Raw genomic sequence first — 15,888 nt, 5'->3', positions numbered from 1 at the left:
GCGCACGTGACCAACTCGTCACCCATTCGTCCTACTCTGCGTTGCCTGCAAGCCGATTTGGGCCTGTCGCTGCCGCCGCCGAGTGTGCCCCTCCACAAGGTTGATCACCCCCTGGTGCAGCGCGCCCAAAAGCAGGCTGATGTGGCGCCGGCTGAAAAGATCGTCAGTATCGACGACACCGTACTCCTCAAGTACAAACCTGGCGGATCGCGGTGGCGTGGCGCTGTCTGGGAAGAGCGCGAGTCCATATCTTCTTGGCTGGTGGCTGCGGGTCAGCGCAAAGACGGAGCCAAGGACGACTTTTATCAGCAGCTGTGTGACGAATGCACACGGAAGCGCACTTCGCTGAATCGGCTAGGGCTGGAGCCTGCTCCGGGTAAGCGCACCTATAGCAGGCATCTCCTGCCTACGTCGGATGACCGGCTTCGTCTGGAAGTCGAGCATGCAGACCAGCGGCTTCAGGAAGCCCGCGATGCTGTACCCAAATTGGTAAAAGAAGCTCGAGAGAGCCCCGATAGTGCAGTTCGAGGCGAAGTTTTCGGCACTGAGGTCGAGGCATACGTCTATAGAGCTGTAGGTAGTTACGATGAACTGTATTTGGGGCTACGAGTAGTTGGCCCCGCACCTGAGCAGGTGCATGACATCATTTTGAAGCTGGCAGTTCCTGAGGCTATGGCTGAAGACTGGGCGCCAATCGAGGCACCACATCGCGGGAACGGGCCGGGTGAGATTTTTTATTTCACTCTGCTGGAAGTTCCCGAACTGAACGCTTAAGGGCAGGGCGCTCGAAGTCCTGACGTTTCTTCATCATGCACGGGGGTCCATCTGAATGACACCCGCGAAGGCAGCTTCCATTTGGGCTGAGCGGCTGGCCTGATACGACTCGTTGTTCAGCGTCAGGGGGGACGCTAGCACCCGCCCGGGGACCCACCAGGCGGGTACAAGCTGGATCAGCGAGCGTGCGCTGAGTGGCAGCCGTGCGCCGCATGTTGAACTGTCCACCGCGCTCGGACAAACCGATGAGGGAAGGCACGCCCGACCGCGGTCCCCCTCCAGCAAGCAGTCCTGTAGGTGGGTCATCGAACGTGCACCTACGCTGGCTCAGCGCCGCGTCTGTTACCCCATCTACGCTCGCGGCCACCACCAACGGGCCGGCGAGGGCCGTGCGGGATGTCCACCAGAGATCGGCGGGTTGCGGAAGCACCTACTGATGTATGTCCGGGGAGTTGGCCAGCACGGCATCGTGCCTCGCTGACTGGCAAAGCCCGTCGGCGGCTACAACGCTGCACAAGGTCCGGCGAAGCAGAGTTGCGATCCGCTTACGGGCGAGCTGTTCTCCCGAGACGGAGTGACAGGCCGTCAACTCGCAACGTACGCTGCGGGTTGACTGGATCAGGTGGAGGGGTACCAGGTGTCGAGCGTACGCAGTGAGACCGAGACTGTAATCAAGCGAATCTTGCCCTACTTGGAGCGGCGAGGTTACTCGATCTCGGATGACATTGCCTTTGAGGCTCCAGTACAACTGGAAGAGAGCCGCAAGCGTGGCTTTGTCGACCTTTTGGTAACTTGTGGGGCCAAATCTCCCAAATTTGTAATCGAGGCTAAGCGTTTGGCTAAACCTCTCTCGGAGAAGGATCGCGAACAGGCGCTCCAGTATGGGCGGGCATTGAAAGTTCCCTTCGTGGTAGTTACGAACGGGAGGATGATGCAGTGCTATAACACGAAGAATGGCCTCTTGATTCGCTGGGGCGGGACGAGCGCGGATAAAATTCCGAGCAAATCGCAACTTGCGTTGGTCATGAGGACGTTGAACGCAGACCCTAGTGCGACAATAGTGCCCCTAGAGAAAGTCGGAGACGATGCCACTCTGCCCTTCCGGCCGGGGCTGACTCTGAAGCAACTCAACGCTCTTTTCTCGCGTTGCCACAACAAGATTAGGAATATCGAGAAGGATGAAGAGAATGCCTTTTCCGATTTCTCCAAGCTTCTATTTCTCAAGTTGATTGAAGAAAAATCAGAAGATCCGTACGAGAACTTTCCGATTCCTTACAGTTACAGATTTCATAAGCTGGCCGGCATGCCTGAATCTGACAGCGATCAGGTTCGGACTGCAATCCATTCCATGCTGAACAGCGTTCGGAAGGATAAAAGCTACGGGGATGTCATGGCCGAGCCGGTTCGTCTGCGGAATCCGCGGACGTTCCACGAGATAGTTAAGGAGCTATCTTCTGTGTCCTTCACGGACAGCGGCTTGGACAGTAAGGGCGCAGCCTTCGAATACTTCGTGCGAGCAACCTTGAAGGGTAAGCGTCTCGGGCAGTATTTCACCCCCCGCCCTCTGGTAGAGATTATGGGGGAGATTGCAATCGGCCCTAAGGTGGTTAATGCACTGATGGCCTCCGAGGACGTGAGGGTCCTGGACCCGGCTTGCGGTACTGGTGGGTTCCTGGTTTATCTTCTCAAAGATTCCACGGAGAGACTTCGACGCCATTTGGATGATGGGCGGATCCTCGATAGCACTTATAAGAACATTGTCGAAAAGATTAGGAAGAACGTCTTTCATGGCGGAGATGCCAATGAAGGAGTTGCGGCCGCAGCCAAGATGAATATGATCATCGCTGGCGATGGGCACACCAATATTAGCGCGGGTGATAGCCTCTCCTCGCAATCTAATATTTGGTCGTTCGTTGAGCCGCAATACGATCTGATTTTGACCAATCCTCCATTTGGAACTTCGGAAGCTTCTACGCTTTCACCCGAAGACCGCGCCAAGTACCCTGTTGGTGCGACCACTCGGGGGCAGTACTTGTTCTTGCAGAGAATGACTCTGGCTACCAAGCCGGGCGGTGTGATCGCCACAGTTATCGATGAGGGCCTACTCAATACGGAGACAGGCTGGGAACTCCGGAAATGGCTACTTCAGGAGAACAAGATATTCTGCATTCTCCGTCTACCGGACGAGACCTTCAAGCCTAATAAGATCACTGTTCGTTCGAGTGTCATCTTCATGCAGCGGAGGGAGACGCCAGACGTCGATCTTGAGGATGACTACGCAATCACGTTCTGTGATTTGGAAAGCCTCGGCTACACCGGGGCCGGGGATAAGGTGCGCGGTTTCGACTTGGCTCGCCTGAAATCGGAGCTTTCTGAGCGCATTGGCGTACGGAAGAGCGGCAAGATCGACCATGGTTATTACTGGAAGGCTTATGATGTAGCGGCGTCCTTGGTGTCTTCCAGTTCATCTTTCCGATTGGACCTCAAGCACTGGGATCCGCTGGCACGTAGGCACACCATTGAGTTGATGGATTCGGGGGCATGTACTGTCGAAACCCTGAATCAAATCGATACTAAACGAGGGAAAAGTCCGGCCCCTGAGAGTTATGTGGACGAGAGCGAAGGCTATGCCGTCGTTATCAAGGCCGGTTCATGTTTGACAAAGTACGGAACTCTCTCCTTGGAAGGGGCCGACTACGTAGAGAAGGATACGTACGATGAGATCCCCGAGCGGGCGAAGGTGCGATCGGGTGACGTGCTTCTGGCATCGACCGGTGAAGGGACCTTGGGGAAGGCGACTGTGTACGACCGCCCCGAACCAGCTGTCGCAGATGGTCATGTAACGGTTATTCGCGTGGATCCGGAAGTCATCGATCCATTTTACTTGGCGGACTACCTTAGATGTGGATTCGGCAGCGTTCAGATCAAGCAGCTGTTCACCGGTGCAACCAACATGATCGAACTTACGCCCGAGCATGTTAAGTCCATCATTGTTGATATGAAGAATTCGGTCGTAGAGCAGCGAGAATATTCTACGAAACTTCGAGCGGCGGAAGCTGGCTATCTGTCCTCCATGGCCGCAGCCACTAATGGCTTGGACACGGCTAGGGCCGTGTTTACGGGCAGTCAGACGTTTGAGGCTACTGTGCACTCCATTGCGGAGGCCCAGCAGCGCCCGGCTTAGAGCGATTTTTCCGCTACCACTGCCGGCTCGATAGCGGCGGAGCGGGTTTGGCCGGTGGCCTGCCTGGGCTGGGGCCGGGCATGAGCAGGGGGCCGTACGCTTGTTGGCAACTCGGGCAGGCTTGCCCCTGCCCGCAATGTGTCCGAGTGGCCCCCTGGTCTTGCCTGGCGCGGGTCCCGGACCGGGGAGGTGGCTAAAGCCGTGGAGCCGACCGCCCCAGCCACTGCGGGTTTCGCCCATCGACCCTTCGCCGTTTGGCGGGCGGCCGGCGGCCGGGCCGGAGCGGGGCGAAGACAGGAGCGCGGCCCGAGGCGCCGGGCCGCGCGCCGCCGCGCTGTGCGCGGCGGGAGCGCCTTGAACCCGTAAGGAAGGTTGTTACTCACCGCCGAGTGAGGTGCGCTCCAGCGGGATCATGCGCTCTACTTCCAGGACGCAGGCACGTGGGTTGAGGTAGCCAGCGTGGCTGAACATGGACTCCAAGACTGCTCTGAGAATGAGGTCTACGGTCCCACGCAGCTTGAGGGACTGGAGGCTGTTGGCAGCGAAGCCAGTAGATGGACAGTAGGGCCACCGATTCTCCGCCTTGTCCATCGTGCCCGAAGCCAGCACGTCGAGACAGGTCCATGGGACCTGTCCAGTGTCGGTTGACACGGTTCCAGAGATACCGATGCGCCAGTCCACGCGACGACGAGTCTCGCCCACTCGTTGCTGATGAAGGTTTCGGTACTCGGCGCCCTGCACCACTCTGTGCATGCGGTGGATGACGCCGATCACCTCCGTGAGTGGTAGCGGTCCCGCCTCGTCGCCTTGGATGGTGCCCTCAAGCCCCCAGTGGAGGTCGATGAGCCCGGACGAGCGGACTTCCAGCAGGTGCCGTTGTGAGCGACGCTGCTCGACGTCGTCCTTTACGACGAAGCGGACGAGGTCGGGCCCGGAGTAATCGACGACGTACTGCAGGTTCTCAAGTACTTGTAGGGCCACCGCTTGAGCACGAGCCGGGAAGTCACTGTCTGGGAGCGATTTGACGGCCCGACTAGGCGCAGCGCAGACCCTTGCCGCGAAGCGGTGTGCGTACGGACGATCCATTCCGTAGCAGGCGGAGATAGCCGAGTGGTCTCCTCGCTTCTTCTGCGCAAGCCACACTCTCCCTGCTCGCAGCCCTCTGAAGATCGAGGCTGCGTCCTTGGCTGCAGAGTCGATGGAACCGAAGATCACGGGCCGCCTCTTTGAGTGGTACCTGCTGACTGTGCTGCAACTATCTCTATGCCGGAATCTTCCAGAGTGGCGGAGCGTACTGGTCTGGGCGATTGGTGATCAATAGAGATCGGAAGTCGGAGCGTTGGGCGGGATCGAGGCCCAGGACCTCTGTGAGCCGGCGGAACGTGGTGTGGGTGATGCCGCGACTGCGCGCCTCTGCTTCAAAACGGCTGAGTTCGCTGAGGGCGATGTCGACGTCGAGGGACGCGGCACGCTGGTCGGAGAGCCACAGTGCCTTGTTCCGCTCGTAGTCGATCTCGGAGTACCCACAGATCTCGCGACTGTGCTGCTCGGCCTCTTCGAGACTGCTCGTTGATACGAGGGCACGGGACAGCGTGTTGCGATGCAGCGCGTTGTCGAGGTCAGCCTCGTGGACCGTCGGGCTCTCGTCGGTCAGCGGGACGGGGAGGCCGGCGTCTCGGATTTCGCAGAGGCCGCGGACACCTTGTGCTGCGGCGGCGAGCATCGCGGTCGCCTCGGAGGGGTGCCACTCCAGAACCGTGCTTACCGGCGTCACTTGGTTGGCCGTGAATGTGTGGACGGCGCGTCCAAGGCTGTCTTGGAGGTCCCCGGCAGGGATCTCTCCGTCTAGACCGGGACCAGCAATTAGGAGTCGCACGGGAGCCTTGAGCTGTGCGCAGGCAGCCAGGGTGAGGGCGTCGGCGAGAGGGCTCTTGAGCGTAGGCTCATCGCCCCGAGCGAGGATGTCGCCGCCCACGTCCAGGATGTCGACGGACTCTGGGGAGAGCTCAGTAATGAGCTCTTCGAGTTGCTGAGCCATGCCAACGGCGCCGCGGCGAGGGTCGATCAGCGTCAGAGTATGCGGGAGTTCGGCTGCCAGGCGGGGCAGGGTGGAGCCGGCGGGGGCGACAGGCTCGGCATCTGCGGGGACGGCGTACACGCTTGGCGTCAGCTGTCGCAGCCCGGTGAAGTCGGCCGGGCTGCGGGGCCCCGGCACTGGGTCGACGATCAGGCGGTCCCAGGCGTAGGTGAGGATCACCGCCGGGTCCTCAGCGCCATACAAGGCCGCGTCCAACATTGCGGCGGCGACAGCGTCGCCCCCTCCTCCGGCTGCCACGATCAACCGCGTCACGTGGCCAGCGTACGGGTTCGGCTATTGGCCACTCACCCTATAGTGGCCAGAGGTAATAGCCACTTGATGGGGATGGGAGGCTGCGATGCCGCAGATCGAGGAGGCTCAGCCGAAGTACCTCCAGATCGCGCACCACATCCGCGATCAGATCTTGCGCGGTGACCTCAGGCCGGGGGACGAGGTGCCGTCGGAGCGGCAGTTGGCGACGGACTGGAACGTGTCGCGGCCGACAGCTGCCCGTTCGCTGGAGGCGCTGAGCAATCAGGGCCTGGTCGAGAAGCGGCAGGGGTCGGGTACGTACGTCCGCGGCGTGGAGGTCAACCGGCGGGCCCGGGAGCTCTACGGGCGGGCCCGGCAGACCGGGAAGATCTACACGGCTGGCGAGTATGCGGTGATCACGTCGGCGGGATGGCTCGATGCACCGGACTATGTTGCCGATGCCTTGGGCTTGGCGAAGGAGCGGCGGGCCGTGCATCGCCGGCGGGTGACCAGCAACCAGACCGGACCTATCACCTTGTCGACGTCCTGGTTCGCGCCGGACATGGCTCAACGGGCACCCAGGCTCATGGACCCCGAGCGTATCCAGGAGGGCACGCTCCTGTACGTGGAGCAGATGACGGGGCGCCAGGGGAGCTATGCGGAGGACCGCATGAGCGCCCGCACCGCGACGGAGGAGGAGACGGCGGACCTCGGCCTGGAGGCTGGATCGGCTGTCCTGATCGTGCACCACGTGGTCTACGACCTGCAGGACCGGCCGTTGGAGTTCGCCGAGGCCACCTACCCGCCCAACCGGTGGGCGTTCGAACAGGGTTACCCGCTGACCTGATCGATTCGAGCCAAGTGCCCTGAACCCCTTGCCTGACCTAAGTGGCTAATGCCACTATCCACGAAGTGGCTAAGGCCACTTCGATGGAAGGGGCGCGGTGTGACCGGTGAAAGGCCGTTAGGGAACCGGGGGTCTGCCTGCCGGGGGTGCCGCGGTCGGGGCTGGAAGTTCGTCAGCTCCCGGACGTCGTTGGCGTTATCCGTTGCCAACGGGCGCCCCCGCGCCGGCTCCAAACGGCGCTGCCTTGACTGTGATGGGACCGGCGAGGAGTAACCGCGGATGGATGGCATCAGCAAGGGGCGCCGTGACCACGGCGCTGACGACGGCGAAGTGCTCGGCTCCATGACCCTGTACCCGCTGCCTGAGTCGGTGTGCCGGGCTCGTCGCTGGTTCAGGCACTTCATCGCCAAGCACGAGGTGGCCTGTTCGGTCGACGACTGTGTCTTGATGATCTCGGAGCTCGTGACGAACGCGATCCTCTACGGGCGAGCCGAGGAGGAATGGCTTGTGCGGGTGGAGTGGCGACGGGATGGGAAGTCCTTGCGGGTGGAGGTGCACAACCCGGGCTTCCCGGCAAGTGTCCGGCTGCGGTACCCGGCGGCCAATGAGGCCCATGGCCGTGGGCTGGGCCTCGTCGATGCTTTGTCGGACTCCTGGCGTGCCGGCCCCAGTCGCTTCGGCGGGACGGTTGTGTCGTTCGAGATGGCCGACGCCTGGCCGTCGTGAGCGGGATGCGATCTGGCCTGTGGGCCAGCTAGCGTGCTTGTCGGCCAGCTAGGTACGCTGGTTGACCAGTTGACTTGCTCATTCCCGACTAGGCGGCGCCCGTGGCGTACGAAGTGGCTGCACCGAAGTACGTGCGGCTCGCGCAGACGATCCAAGGTCGGATCGAGGACGGCACTTATCCGCCGGGGTCGCTGGTGCCGAGCGAGAACCAGCTTGTGCAGGCGTTCGGAATGTCGCGGCCGACTGTCGTCAGGGCTCTTGAGCTGCTCAAGCGGGACGGTTGGCTGGAGTCCCGGCAGGGCTTCGGAACGATCGTGCGTGGCCGTCCGGAGGTCGTCGAGCAGCGTGACCGCCGAGGCCGCGAAGCCTTGGAGCGGGACGAGTCGCGGACTTCGGGGCGCCTCGTCGAGGTGGGGGAAGTCCAGGTCCCGCGCCGAGTTGCGTCCTTGCTCGGCCTGCCGCAGGGTGCCAAAGCGCTCGTGCGTCGCCTTCTGGTCGAGGAGGACGGCGAGCCCGTGGAGCTTGCTTCTTCCTACTTCCCGGCCGGCTTGGTCGAGGGGACTGAGCTAGGCAGCTCCGAGCTTCTGACCGAGAGCCCGCGGGCGCATCTGGAAGCGCGCAAGAAGGTGCGCTTCGATCACGTCACCGAGCGCGTCTCGGCGCGTCTTGCGGGCGACGAGGATGCGGGCCTGCTGGGGCTGACCGCGGGGGACCCCGTGCTCGGCGTCCTAGTGGTCGCGCGTGATGCCTCCGGGAGGGCGTTGCAGATCGTCGATGTCCTGCTTCCCGCTGATCGGCAGGAACTTGAAGACACCTATCGGCTCAACTGACCTGCGGATAGCCGTCGGTTGAGGTCTGCTGGCCCTTCAACTCCACTTGACAAGTCAACCTGGCGTCCTTAGCTTCGAACTTGCTAAGTCAACCTGTCATGTGACGGGTTGATGTGACCCGCCAAAGGAGATCTGTTGTGCGTGTGATCCGTGTCGAGACCTCGGCGGCGACGATCCTGCTGACCGAGGCACCTTCGCCCAAGGTCCGGGACCGGCAGACCGGCGAGATCGCCAAAGACGCCGTAAGCGGCGAAATCCTGATGACCGTCGGCGTCGTCTACATCGACGAGGGGGAGTCCTCGCTGATCCAGGTCACCGTGCCGGAGAGCGGGGTGACCGAGGGACTGGCTGTGGGCTCGCCGGTCGCGCTGCCCGGCCTGGTGGCCCGTCCGTGGGAGAGCGTCTTCAACGGGCAGAGCCGCCACGGCATTGCCTACCGGGCTCTTGCCGTGGCGCCCGGTGTGTTCGCGACGGCCGGGCAGGAGGCCTGACGCCGGTGTCCGACCTGCTGACGCTCATGGAGGTGGGTGGGCCGCTCGCTGCGATAGGCGGCGCGGCCTACGCCCGGCACGCGCATCCGGCGGCGTACTGGTCCACGGTCGGGCTGCCGTTATCGGTGGCCCGGCTGCTGGCCTCGTACTCCTCCACCATGGAGGCATGCGGCCTGACGGTCGAGCCGTCCCGCTGGCGGGCTCTGGCCATCAGGGCGACCACTCGTCGCGAGGTCCGTCCTGTGCCGCCGCGCCGCGGGCTGGTTCGTCCGACATCGACGGGCCTTTGCATGCGGCTTCGCTTGGCCCCGGGGCAGGAGCCGGCAGATGTGGCCGCCTCTACCGAGCGACTACGTCACGCCTGGGGCGTCCATGCGGTCCACGTCCGGGACATCAAGCCTGGCGTCGTCGAACTGCGGCTGGTCGGCTACGACGTGCTGCGGAAGGTGCGGATGCCCCGGAAGACGGACGCCGACTTCCTCAAGATCCCGGTGGCGCTGCGGGAGGACGCGACCGCCTGCGTCCGTGACTACCGCGTCGTGCCGCACCAACTCGTCCTCGGCGCGACCCTGTCGGGCAAGTCCATGTTCCTCCGGAACCTCTTCACCGGACTGGCCCGACAGTCTGTCGTCCTCGTGGGGATCGACTGTAAGCGCGGAGTGGAGTTGGCGCCCTTCGCCGCTCGGCTCTCGGCTTTGGCGACCGATCCGGCGCAGGCGGCGGAACTCCTGCCGGCGCTCGTCCAGGAGATGGAGGACCGCTACGACCTGATCAAAGCCCGGCAAGGAATTGCCCCCGGCGCGTCGGACGAGGAGATCACCTCGGACATTTGGGGTCTCCCCGAGGGCATGCGCCCGGCCCCGATCGTGCTGTTCATCGACGAGGTGGCCGAACTGTTCCTGGTGGCGACCCGCAAGGACGAGGAACGGCGTGACGAGATGGTCACGCACCTCATCCGGCTCGCTCAACTCGGCCGCGCCGCAGGCATCTACCTGGAAGTGTGCGGCCAGCGCTTCGGCGCCGAACTGGGCAAGGGAGCCACCATGCTCCGGGCCCAGCTCACCGGCCGCGTCTGCCACCGGGTCAACGATGAGGCCTCCGCGAAGATGGCGCTCGGCGACATCGCCCCCGAGGCCGTCGAAGCCGCCTGCGCCATCGCCCCGGAACGCCCCGGTCTCGCCGTCGTCGGTGACACCTCCGGTGGCTGGTCTCGCATCCGCACCCCTTACCTGTCCCTCGCCGAAGCGGCCGCGATCTGCCGCGAGACGGCCGATCTCGCACCGGACGTGCACAGGCTCGTGCCGTTCCGCCCTGACGTGCCCACCGCTGCACTGCAGAGGCTCCCGACGCCGGCCCCGCTGCATCGTCCGGTGACCGAGTAGCTGCTCTTCACCCCTCTGCAGGCGCGAGTAATTCGCGCCTTGTCCTTACCCAGCCACGCCCTGAGTCCGGAAGGAGAACCTGTGTCCCGCCCCTCCGTATCCGAGGTCTCCGCCTTCGTCGCCGACCTGGTCGCTTACCGCAAGTTCGGTGCCGGTGATCTGTCCGAGTTGATGTCGCGCAAGGCCGACTTGCTGGAGCGCATCGCCGCCGAGTCCCCAGGTGACCCCGCAAAGGCGGAGATCGCTGCCGAGGCCCGTGCCTACGCCGACCGGCTGCGGGGCGAGTAGTCCATGCGTGCCCTTCTGGCCCGGGTCGATGCAGTGCTGGTTCAGGCGGTCATCGCTGCCGCACTGTCCTTCGCCCACCTGCACGACGTCGCTGCTGCAGCTGGGCAGGACGGCTGGAAGGCCTGGGCCTACCCCATCTCCGTCGACCTCCTGCTGGTGGCGGCCTGGCGGCGGTTGCGATCCGGGAGTTCCCGGGCGGCCGGCTGGTGCTGGTTCCTGATCTCCCTGGTCGCCTCACTCGGCGCCAACGTCGCCACCGCGGGACTGCTCGACCTGGCCGACGTACCGGCCTGGCTGCGCATCCTCGTCGCGGGCTGGCCGGCGGTTGCCTTCCTCGGCGGCACGCTGCTCGCCCACACGGCGCCGATGCCCTCCATCGACGACGAACCGCACGACGACGCGGACGCCGAGCCGCTGCCGGAACCACGGGCCGCACTGCCCTCACCCCCGGCGAACCCTCCCACCCGGACGCAGGCGGAGATTCCGCCCGCCCTCGTCCAGCACGCCCGCAAGATCGCCGACGACCACCGGGCCCGGACCGGAACCGCCATCGACGCGACCACGCTTCGCGCCCGGCTCGGCGTCGCCGCCCCACTCGCCGAAGCCATCGCCGCCCAACTCACCTGACCTGGAGCAATCGCCCTTGCGCCCGACCACCCTGCGCGCCCTCAAGCGCGCCGCAGAACTCGTCCGACAGAACCAGTTCACCGAAGCCGTGCTCGTCGCCGAGCCGGTCATCCTCGCCGCCGACAACGCCGAGGGAGCCGAGATCCGCCGCTGGCTGACCGAGCACGTCCACGACTTCACCAGCCACCAGGAGGCCTCTTGATGCCCGCCAATCGCCGCTTCCGCAACGTCCGCCGCATCGGCCCCGTGCAGGTCGCCACCTACTTCGACGGACGCGGCCGCACCAAGCACACCGCCGCATGCACCGTCCCGCGCTGCGGCTTCTCCACCGACTACGACAACCGCCCCGCCGCCGAGCTCGCCGCCCGCACCCACCGCTGCTCGGCCCGCTGAGGAGGCGCCCGTGACCGTCACCCTGCCGCTCGTCGCCGTCCTGGGAGTCATCGCTTGGGCCGCGATCAAGTTCCTCGGCGTCCGTATGTGGGTCGCCGTGGTGATCGCCCTCTTCGGCTTCTACCTCGCTGACACCTTCCTCGCCCCCGCCATCGACTCCGGCACCCGCTCCGGGGTCGAGATCGTCAACGGCACCCACGACTGAGAGGAGACCCACCCATGCTCCGCCCCAAGATCCCCGTTATGCCCGACGCCCTGGCCGTCCGGGACGACCACGCGCAGGCCTGCTCCTGCCGTCACTCCGCAACCCACGTGGCTACCCGGGCGCCTGCCCGCGCCGTCACGCCCTACGTGAGTGCCGGGGCCGGCCTCGTCGTGGCCCTGGTCGTCGTAGGCAGCGTCCTGACCGCGCTGCTGGCCACCGTCGCCCTCACCGCCGTGGCCGTGGCCATTGCTGCCCTGGTCCTGCGCTCCCTGTTCAACACAACCACCGAACGATGACGGTCCGCCGGGGCGGCAACACGCCGCCAAGCATCCGACCGCCCCGGCAGGCCCAGCCCCTCACGACCGAAATCGAAAGGACAGAGGACATCATCACCCGCCCCGCAACACCCCCAGTAGCCGAGCTCGGGCAACTCGCCTCCCTCGGCACCCTCCCAGCCCTCGCCCGACAGCTGTCCGGGCTCGGCGGCTGCGCACGACCGGTACGACTCGACGGCTACCGAACGGAACACCGAGTCGACCCGGCAACCGGCGAGATCGGACCGGTCCTGCACCACCTCGACTCGACGACGCTCCCCGCCGGCCGACTGCTCGTGCCGTGCAAGAACCGTCGGGCCACCCGATGCACCGCCTGCGCGGAGACCTACCGCCGCGACACCTACCACCTGATCACCGCAGGCCTGCGCGGCGGCAAGGGAATCTCCGAACATGTGGCCACGCACCCCCGGGTGTTCGCCACCTTTACCGCGCCGGGCTTCGGGCCCGTCCACAACCGGCCCGCCGACAGCCGTGGGGGAGTGCGCCTCTGCCGGTGCGGCCTGCTGCACCACCAAGAGGACGACGCCCTCGGCACACCGCTCGACCCGGACACCTACGACTACGAGGCAGCCGTGCTGTGGAACGCGCACGCCGGAGCCTTATGGCGGCGCTTCTCCATATACCTGCGCCGGGAGGTCGCCAAGCGCGCTGGACTGACCCAACGCACCTTCCGCGACCACGCGCGACTGTCCTTCGCCAAGGTTGCCGAGTACCAGAAGCGCGGCGCCGTCCACTTCCACGCGGTCATGCGCCTCGACGGCCCGGAGGGCGGCTCCACACCGCCCCCGGCCTGGGCCACCGCCGAGCTACTGGCCGACGCGATCCGGGCTGCTGCCGCTGTGGTCTCCGTCGACGGCCCGGCGATCGACGGCCGCGCGCACACCTTCGCCTTCGGCCGCCAACTCGACGTCCGCACCATCCGCAGTGCGGACTTCGACGGTGGCACAGAGCTGACCGAGCGCGCTGTCGCGGCCTACATCGCCAAATACGCCACCAAAGGCGCCGAGACAGCCACCGGCACCCTCGACCGCCCGCTGCGGCTGCTGGCCGAGCTGGGGCATCTGCGGCTCTCCGAGCACGCACGCCGCATGATCCGCACCGCCTGGACCCTCGGCGCACGCCCCGAACTCGAAGAGCTCCGGCTGCGCGCCTGGGCCCACATGCTCGGCTTCCGCGGCCACTTCTCCACCAAATCCCGCCGCTACTCCACGACCCTCGGCGCCCTACGCAATGCCCGCGCCGAATGGCGTCGCACGGAGGCCCTGACCGCGCTCGGCGTCGACCGTCACGACGAGACGACGCTCGTCCTTTCCCACTGGGTCTTCGCCGGCACCGGGCTGACCCCGGGCGAAGCCTGGCTCGTGGCCTCACTCGCACCCGCCCTCGGAACGGAAGGAGAACCCACACCGTGACTGGCAGCCGCGACGAGCTGATGACCGTCCCGCAGATCCTCGCCGAGCTCGGCGGGGTGTCCCGACGCACCTTCTATCGCTGGCGCGAACTGGGCCACGGCCCGGACGCCTTCAAGCTGCCGAACGGCGAGCTACGAGTGTGGCGCAGCGACTTCGTTGCCTGGCTTCGGCAATTGGAGGGGACCGCGGCATGAAGTCTCTGCAGGTCAAAATCTGGGGCGTCCGTAAGCGGCCCTACAAGACACCGTCATACGACGTGCGCTGGTCGGTGGCTGGCCAGGTTTTCTCCGAGACGTTCAGGACGAAGGGCCTCGCCGACCACTACCGCTCCAAACTGCTGCGGGCCTCGCATGACGGTGAGGAGTTCGACGTCGAGAGCGGCCTCCCCGAGTCGATGGCGGAGAAGAAAGCCTCACTGACCTGGTACGAATTCGCGCTCAAGTACCTGGCCATGAAGTGGCCGCACGCAGCGCCGAACACTCGCGTCAGCATCAATGAATCCCTGGCATCGGTGACCGTGGCACTCCTTGACGAGCGTCCTGGCCGTCCGGCCGCGGAGGAGTTGCGGAAGGCCCTGCGCAACTGGGCATTCGTCCTGCCAGGGCCAACTGATCGGGAACTCCCACCGGACATAGAAAACGTCCTTCACTGGGTCGCCAAGGCCTCGCGCCCTCTCGCCGATCTCGGTGAGCCCGTGATCGCTCGCACCGTACTGGACTCCCTCAAGCTCAAGCTCGACGGCACTGCCGCAGCTGCCGAGACCGTGCGTCGGAAGCGACGGACCCTCGTCAACGCCATGCATTATGCCGTCGACCTGGGCGAGTTCTCCGAGAATCCGCTCGGCGGCGTGAGGTGGCAGAAGCCCAAGGTTTCCAGCGAAGTAGATCCTCGGGTCGTCGCCAACCCTCACCAGGCCCGCTCCCTGCTGTGCGCCGTGTCCTACGTCGGCGGCTACCGGCGTGCCCGTGGTCGACGTCTGGTGGGCCTGTTCGCGGCGATGTACTTCGGGGGCCTGCGCCCGGCCGAAGTGGTCGGGCTTGCCGAGACTGATCTCACGCTGCCAGCCGCCGGGTGGGGCTCCGCCCTGCTGCACCGAACGCGCCCCAGTGTCGGAAAGCTGTGGACGGATTCGGGGGAGAGCCACGACGACCGCGGGCTGAAGAACCGGCCGGCCGAGGATGTGCGGCGGGTTCCGATTCCTCCGCATCTCGTGGCGATCTTTCGGGAACACCTCGACACCTTCGGGACCGCCGACGATGGGCGGCTGTTCTTCAGCGAGGGCGGGGGAGTGGTCTCCTCGTCCTCCTACTACCGGGCCTGGCAGGAGGCTCGCGTGCTTGCGTTACCGCAGGCCGTGGCCGCCTCACCGCTCGCGCGCCGTCCCTACGATCTGCGGCACTCGGCGCTGTCGACCTGGCTGAACGCCGGCGTGGACGCCACGGAGGTTGCCGAACGGGCGGGCAACAGCGTGGAGGTGCTGCTCAGTCGCTATGCGAAGTGCATCGACGGGCGGCAGGAGGTTGCAAACCTCCGCATCGAGGAGTTGCTGCGCGAATACGAGTAGGCGTCTTGTTAGCCGGGCAAGCAGAGCGCCCCGCCGGGCAAGCATTGGCGGGGCGCTCTGCATACAGTGGACGGCGTTGAGATCAGTGACCACCCCGGTCTAGTGGCGAAGTTCGAACCAGGCTGCGACCAGGCTGACGGCGATCGTGCCAGCCTTGTACGCGGCACCCCGTACCGCGTAGTCCGTGAGTATCCCCCGATGGCTACCCACCCACTTGCGAACGCGACGGACGGCGGTGGTCAAATTCTGATTGATTATGGACCGCCGAGGCCTAGACTTCATATGTCGATCCTTTCTGCGTCTTCAGGGCGTGCGGGGACGGCGTGCAGGGAGCCCTTCCGTCAAGGTTTCGCGGCCAGTCGGGGGCTCCCTTGGCACGTCTGCAACTTTACAACTTTGAGGCAGGCAAGTGGGGTTGACTGCGACGAGTTTATGGCTCTGCAGTTGACCGGCGTTGACTGCAGTTTAGGAATTTAACTTAAGGTGGCGTAAATATCCGAT

Annotated in this window: 18 protein-coding genes; 16 read left to right on the top strand and 2 right to left on the bottom strand. The window is 64.9% G+C overall.

From position 1 onward, the window contains the following. The first annotated feature begins 6 nt into the window (after positions 1-6). On the top strand, positions 7-774 hold the full coding sequence (locus ACIP9H_RS15115; protein WP_401959346.1) for a hypothetical protein: 768 nt from the start codon (positions 7-9) through the stop codon (positions 772-774). 637 nt (positions 775-1,411) lie between these two features. Further along, a complete protein-coding gene (locus ACIP9H_RS15110; protein ID WP_401959344.1) occupies positions 1,412-3,958 on the top strand; it encodes an N-6 DNA methylase in 2,547 nt (848 codons plus the stop codon). Positions 3,959-4,333: 375 nt separating this feature from the next. Here ACIP9H_RS15110 and ACIP9H_RS15105 read toward each other — a convergent pair whose 3' ends face one another. Both ACIP9H_RS15105 and ACIP9H_RS15100 read right to left on the bottom strand, forming a co-directional pair. Then, positions 4,334-5,173, bottom strand: coding sequence for a hypothetical protein (locus ACIP9H_RS15105; protein WP_401959342.1), 840 nt, complete (start codon positions 5,171-5,173; stop codon positions 4,334-4,336). 46 nt (positions 5,174-5,219) lie between these two features. Beyond that, positions 5,220-6,308 (bottom strand): DUF1152 domain-containing protein, encoded by a 1,089-nt coding sequence (locus ACIP9H_RS15100; RefSeq protein WP_401959340.1) that lies wholly within the window; start codon positions 6,306-6,308, stop codon positions 5,220-5,222. Positions 6,309-6,393: 85 nt separating this feature from the next. On the opposite strand from ACIP9H_RS15100, the gene ACIP9H_RS15095 reads away from it, so the two are divergent. The 14 genes from ACIP9H_RS15095 to ACIP9H_RS15030 all read left to right on the top strand — a co-directional run bounded on the left by ACIP9H_RS15095 (position 6,394) and on the right by ACIP9H_RS15030 (position 15,387). Further along, positions 6,394-7,134, top strand: a complete 741-nt coding sequence (locus tag ACIP9H_RS15095; protein WP_401959338.1) for a GntR family transcriptional regulator — start codon at positions 6,394-6,396, stop codon at positions 7,132-7,134. Between the two features lie 279 nt (positions 7,135-7,413). Beyond that, on the top strand, positions 7,414-7,860 hold the full coding sequence (locus ACIP9H_RS15090; protein WP_401959337.1) for an ATP-binding protein: 447 nt from the start codon (positions 7,414-7,416) through the stop codon (positions 7,858-7,860). Positions 7,861-7,961: 101 nt separating this feature from the next. Next, entirely contained in the window at positions 7,962-8,690 is a 729-nt protein-coding gene (locus ACIP9H_RS15085; RefSeq protein ID WP_401959335.1) for a GntR family transcriptional regulator, read from the top strand. Positions 8,691-8,827: 137 nt separating this feature from the next. Continuing rightward, entirely contained in the window at positions 8,828-9,181 is a 354-nt protein-coding gene (locus ACIP9H_RS15080; RefSeq protein ID WP_401959334.1) for a hypothetical protein, read from the top strand. A gap of 5 nt (positions 9,182-9,186) precedes the next feature. Further along, the gene (locus ACIP9H_RS15075) at positions 9,187-10,563 is read left to right on the top strand and encodes an FtsK/SpoIIIE domain-containing protein (RefSeq protein WP_401959333.1); all 1,377 of its coding nucleotides are present in this window, start codon (positions 9,187-9,189) and stop codon (positions 10,561-10,563) included. An 81-nt stretch (positions 10,564-10,644) separates the two neighbouring features. After that, a complete protein-coding gene (locus ACIP9H_RS15070) occupies positions 10,645-10,851 on the top strand; it encodes a hypothetical protein (protein ID WP_401959331.1) in 207 nt (68 codons plus the stop codon). 3 nt (positions 10,852-10,854) lie between these two features. Next, positions 10,855-11,478 (top strand): DUF2637 domain-containing protein, encoded by a 624-nt coding sequence (locus ACIP9H_RS15065; protein WP_401959330.1) that lies wholly within the window; start codon positions 10,855-10,857, stop codon positions 11,476-11,478. A gap of 16 nt (positions 11,479-11,494) precedes the next feature. Continuing rightward, positions 11,495-11,680 (top strand): hypothetical protein, encoded by a 186-nt coding sequence (locus ACIP9H_RS15060; protein WP_401959328.1) that lies wholly within the window; start codon positions 11,495-11,497, stop codon positions 11,678-11,680. After that, entirely contained in the window at positions 11,680-11,871 is a 192-nt protein-coding gene (locus ACIP9H_RS15055; protein ID WP_401959326.1) for a mobile element transfer protein, read from the top strand. The genes ACIP9H_RS15060 and ACIP9H_RS15055 overlap by 1 nt, the downstream gene beginning before the upstream one ends. 10 nt (positions 11,872-11,881) lie before the next feature. After that, positions 11,882-12,076 (top strand): hypothetical protein, encoded by a 195-nt coding sequence (locus ACIP9H_RS15050; RefSeq protein WP_018563555.1) that lies wholly within the window; start codon positions 11,882-11,884, stop codon positions 12,074-12,076. A 14-nt stretch (positions 12,077-12,090) separates the two neighbouring features. After that, positions 12,091-12,372 carry a SpdD protein gene (locus ACIP9H_RS15045; protein WP_401959324.1) on the top strand — a complete coding sequence of 94 codons (282 nt, stop codon included), beginning with the start codon at positions 12,091-12,093 and terminating at the stop codon, positions 12,370-12,372. Continuing rightward, positions 12,369-13,823 carry a replication initiator gene (locus ACIP9H_RS15040; protein WP_401959323.1) on the top strand — a complete coding sequence of 485 codons (1,455 nt, stop codon included), beginning with the start codon at positions 12,369-12,371 and terminating at the stop codon, positions 13,821-13,823. The genes ACIP9H_RS15045 and ACIP9H_RS15040 overlap by 4 nt, the downstream gene beginning before the upstream one ends. Positions 13,824-13,843: 20 nt before the next feature. Then, the gene (locus ACIP9H_RS15035; protein ID WP_026251821.1) at positions 13,844-14,017 is read left to right on the top strand and encodes an AlpA family transcriptional regulator; all 174 of its coding nucleotides are present in this window, start codon (positions 13,844-13,846) and stop codon (positions 14,015-14,017) included. Then, positions 14,014-15,387, top strand: coding sequence for a tyrosine-type recombinase/integrase (locus tag ACIP9H_RS15030; RefSeq protein ID WP_401959322.1), 1,374 nt, complete (start codon positions 14,014-14,016; stop codon positions 15,385-15,387). The genes ACIP9H_RS15035 and ACIP9H_RS15030 overlap by 4 nt, the downstream gene beginning before the upstream one ends. Positions 15,388-15,888 lie beyond the last annotated feature (501 nt).

Origin of the sequence: Streptomyces sp. NPDC088732, assembly GCF_044751205.1 — a bacterium.
Taxonomy (GTDB): domain Bacteria; phylum Actinomycetota; class Actinomycetes; order Streptomycetales; family Streptomycetaceae; genus Actinacidiphila.
This window is presented reverse-complemented; position numbering and strand designations above follow the sequence as displayed.

Coding starts and splice junctions, on each gene's coding strand:
- ACIP9H_RS15095 (WP_401959338.1), top strand. CDS start 6,394: ATGCCGCAGATCGAGGAGGCTCAGCCGAAGTACCTCCAGATCGCGCAC.
- ACIP9H_RS15090 (WP_401959337.1), top strand. CDS start 7,414: ATGGATGGCATCAGCAAGGGGCGCCGTGACCACGGCGCTGACGACGGC.
- ACIP9H_RS15065 (WP_401959330.1), top strand. CDS start 10,855: ATGCGTGCCCTTCTGGCCCGGGTCGATGCAGTGCTGGTTCAGGCGGTC.
- ACIP9H_RS15055 (WP_401959326.1), top strand. CDS start 11,680: ATGCCCGCCAATCGCCGCTTCCGCAACGTCCGCCGCATCGGCCCCGTG.
- ACIP9H_RS15045 (WP_401959324.1), top strand. CDS start 12,091: ATGCTCCGCCCCAAGATCCCCGTTATGCCCGACGCCCTGGCCGTCCGG.
- ACIP9H_RS15040 (WP_401959323.1), top strand. CDS start 12,369: ATGACGGTCCGCCGGGGCGGCAACACGCCGCCAAGCATCCGACCGCCC.
- ACIP9H_RS15035 (WP_026251821.1), top strand. CDS start 13,844: ATGACCGTCCCGCAGATCCTCGCCGAGCTCGGCGGGGTGTCCCGACGC.
- ACIP9H_RS15030 (WP_401959322.1), top strand. CDS start 14,014: ATGAAGTCTCTGCAGGTCAAAATCTGGGGCGTCCGTAAGCGGCCCTAC.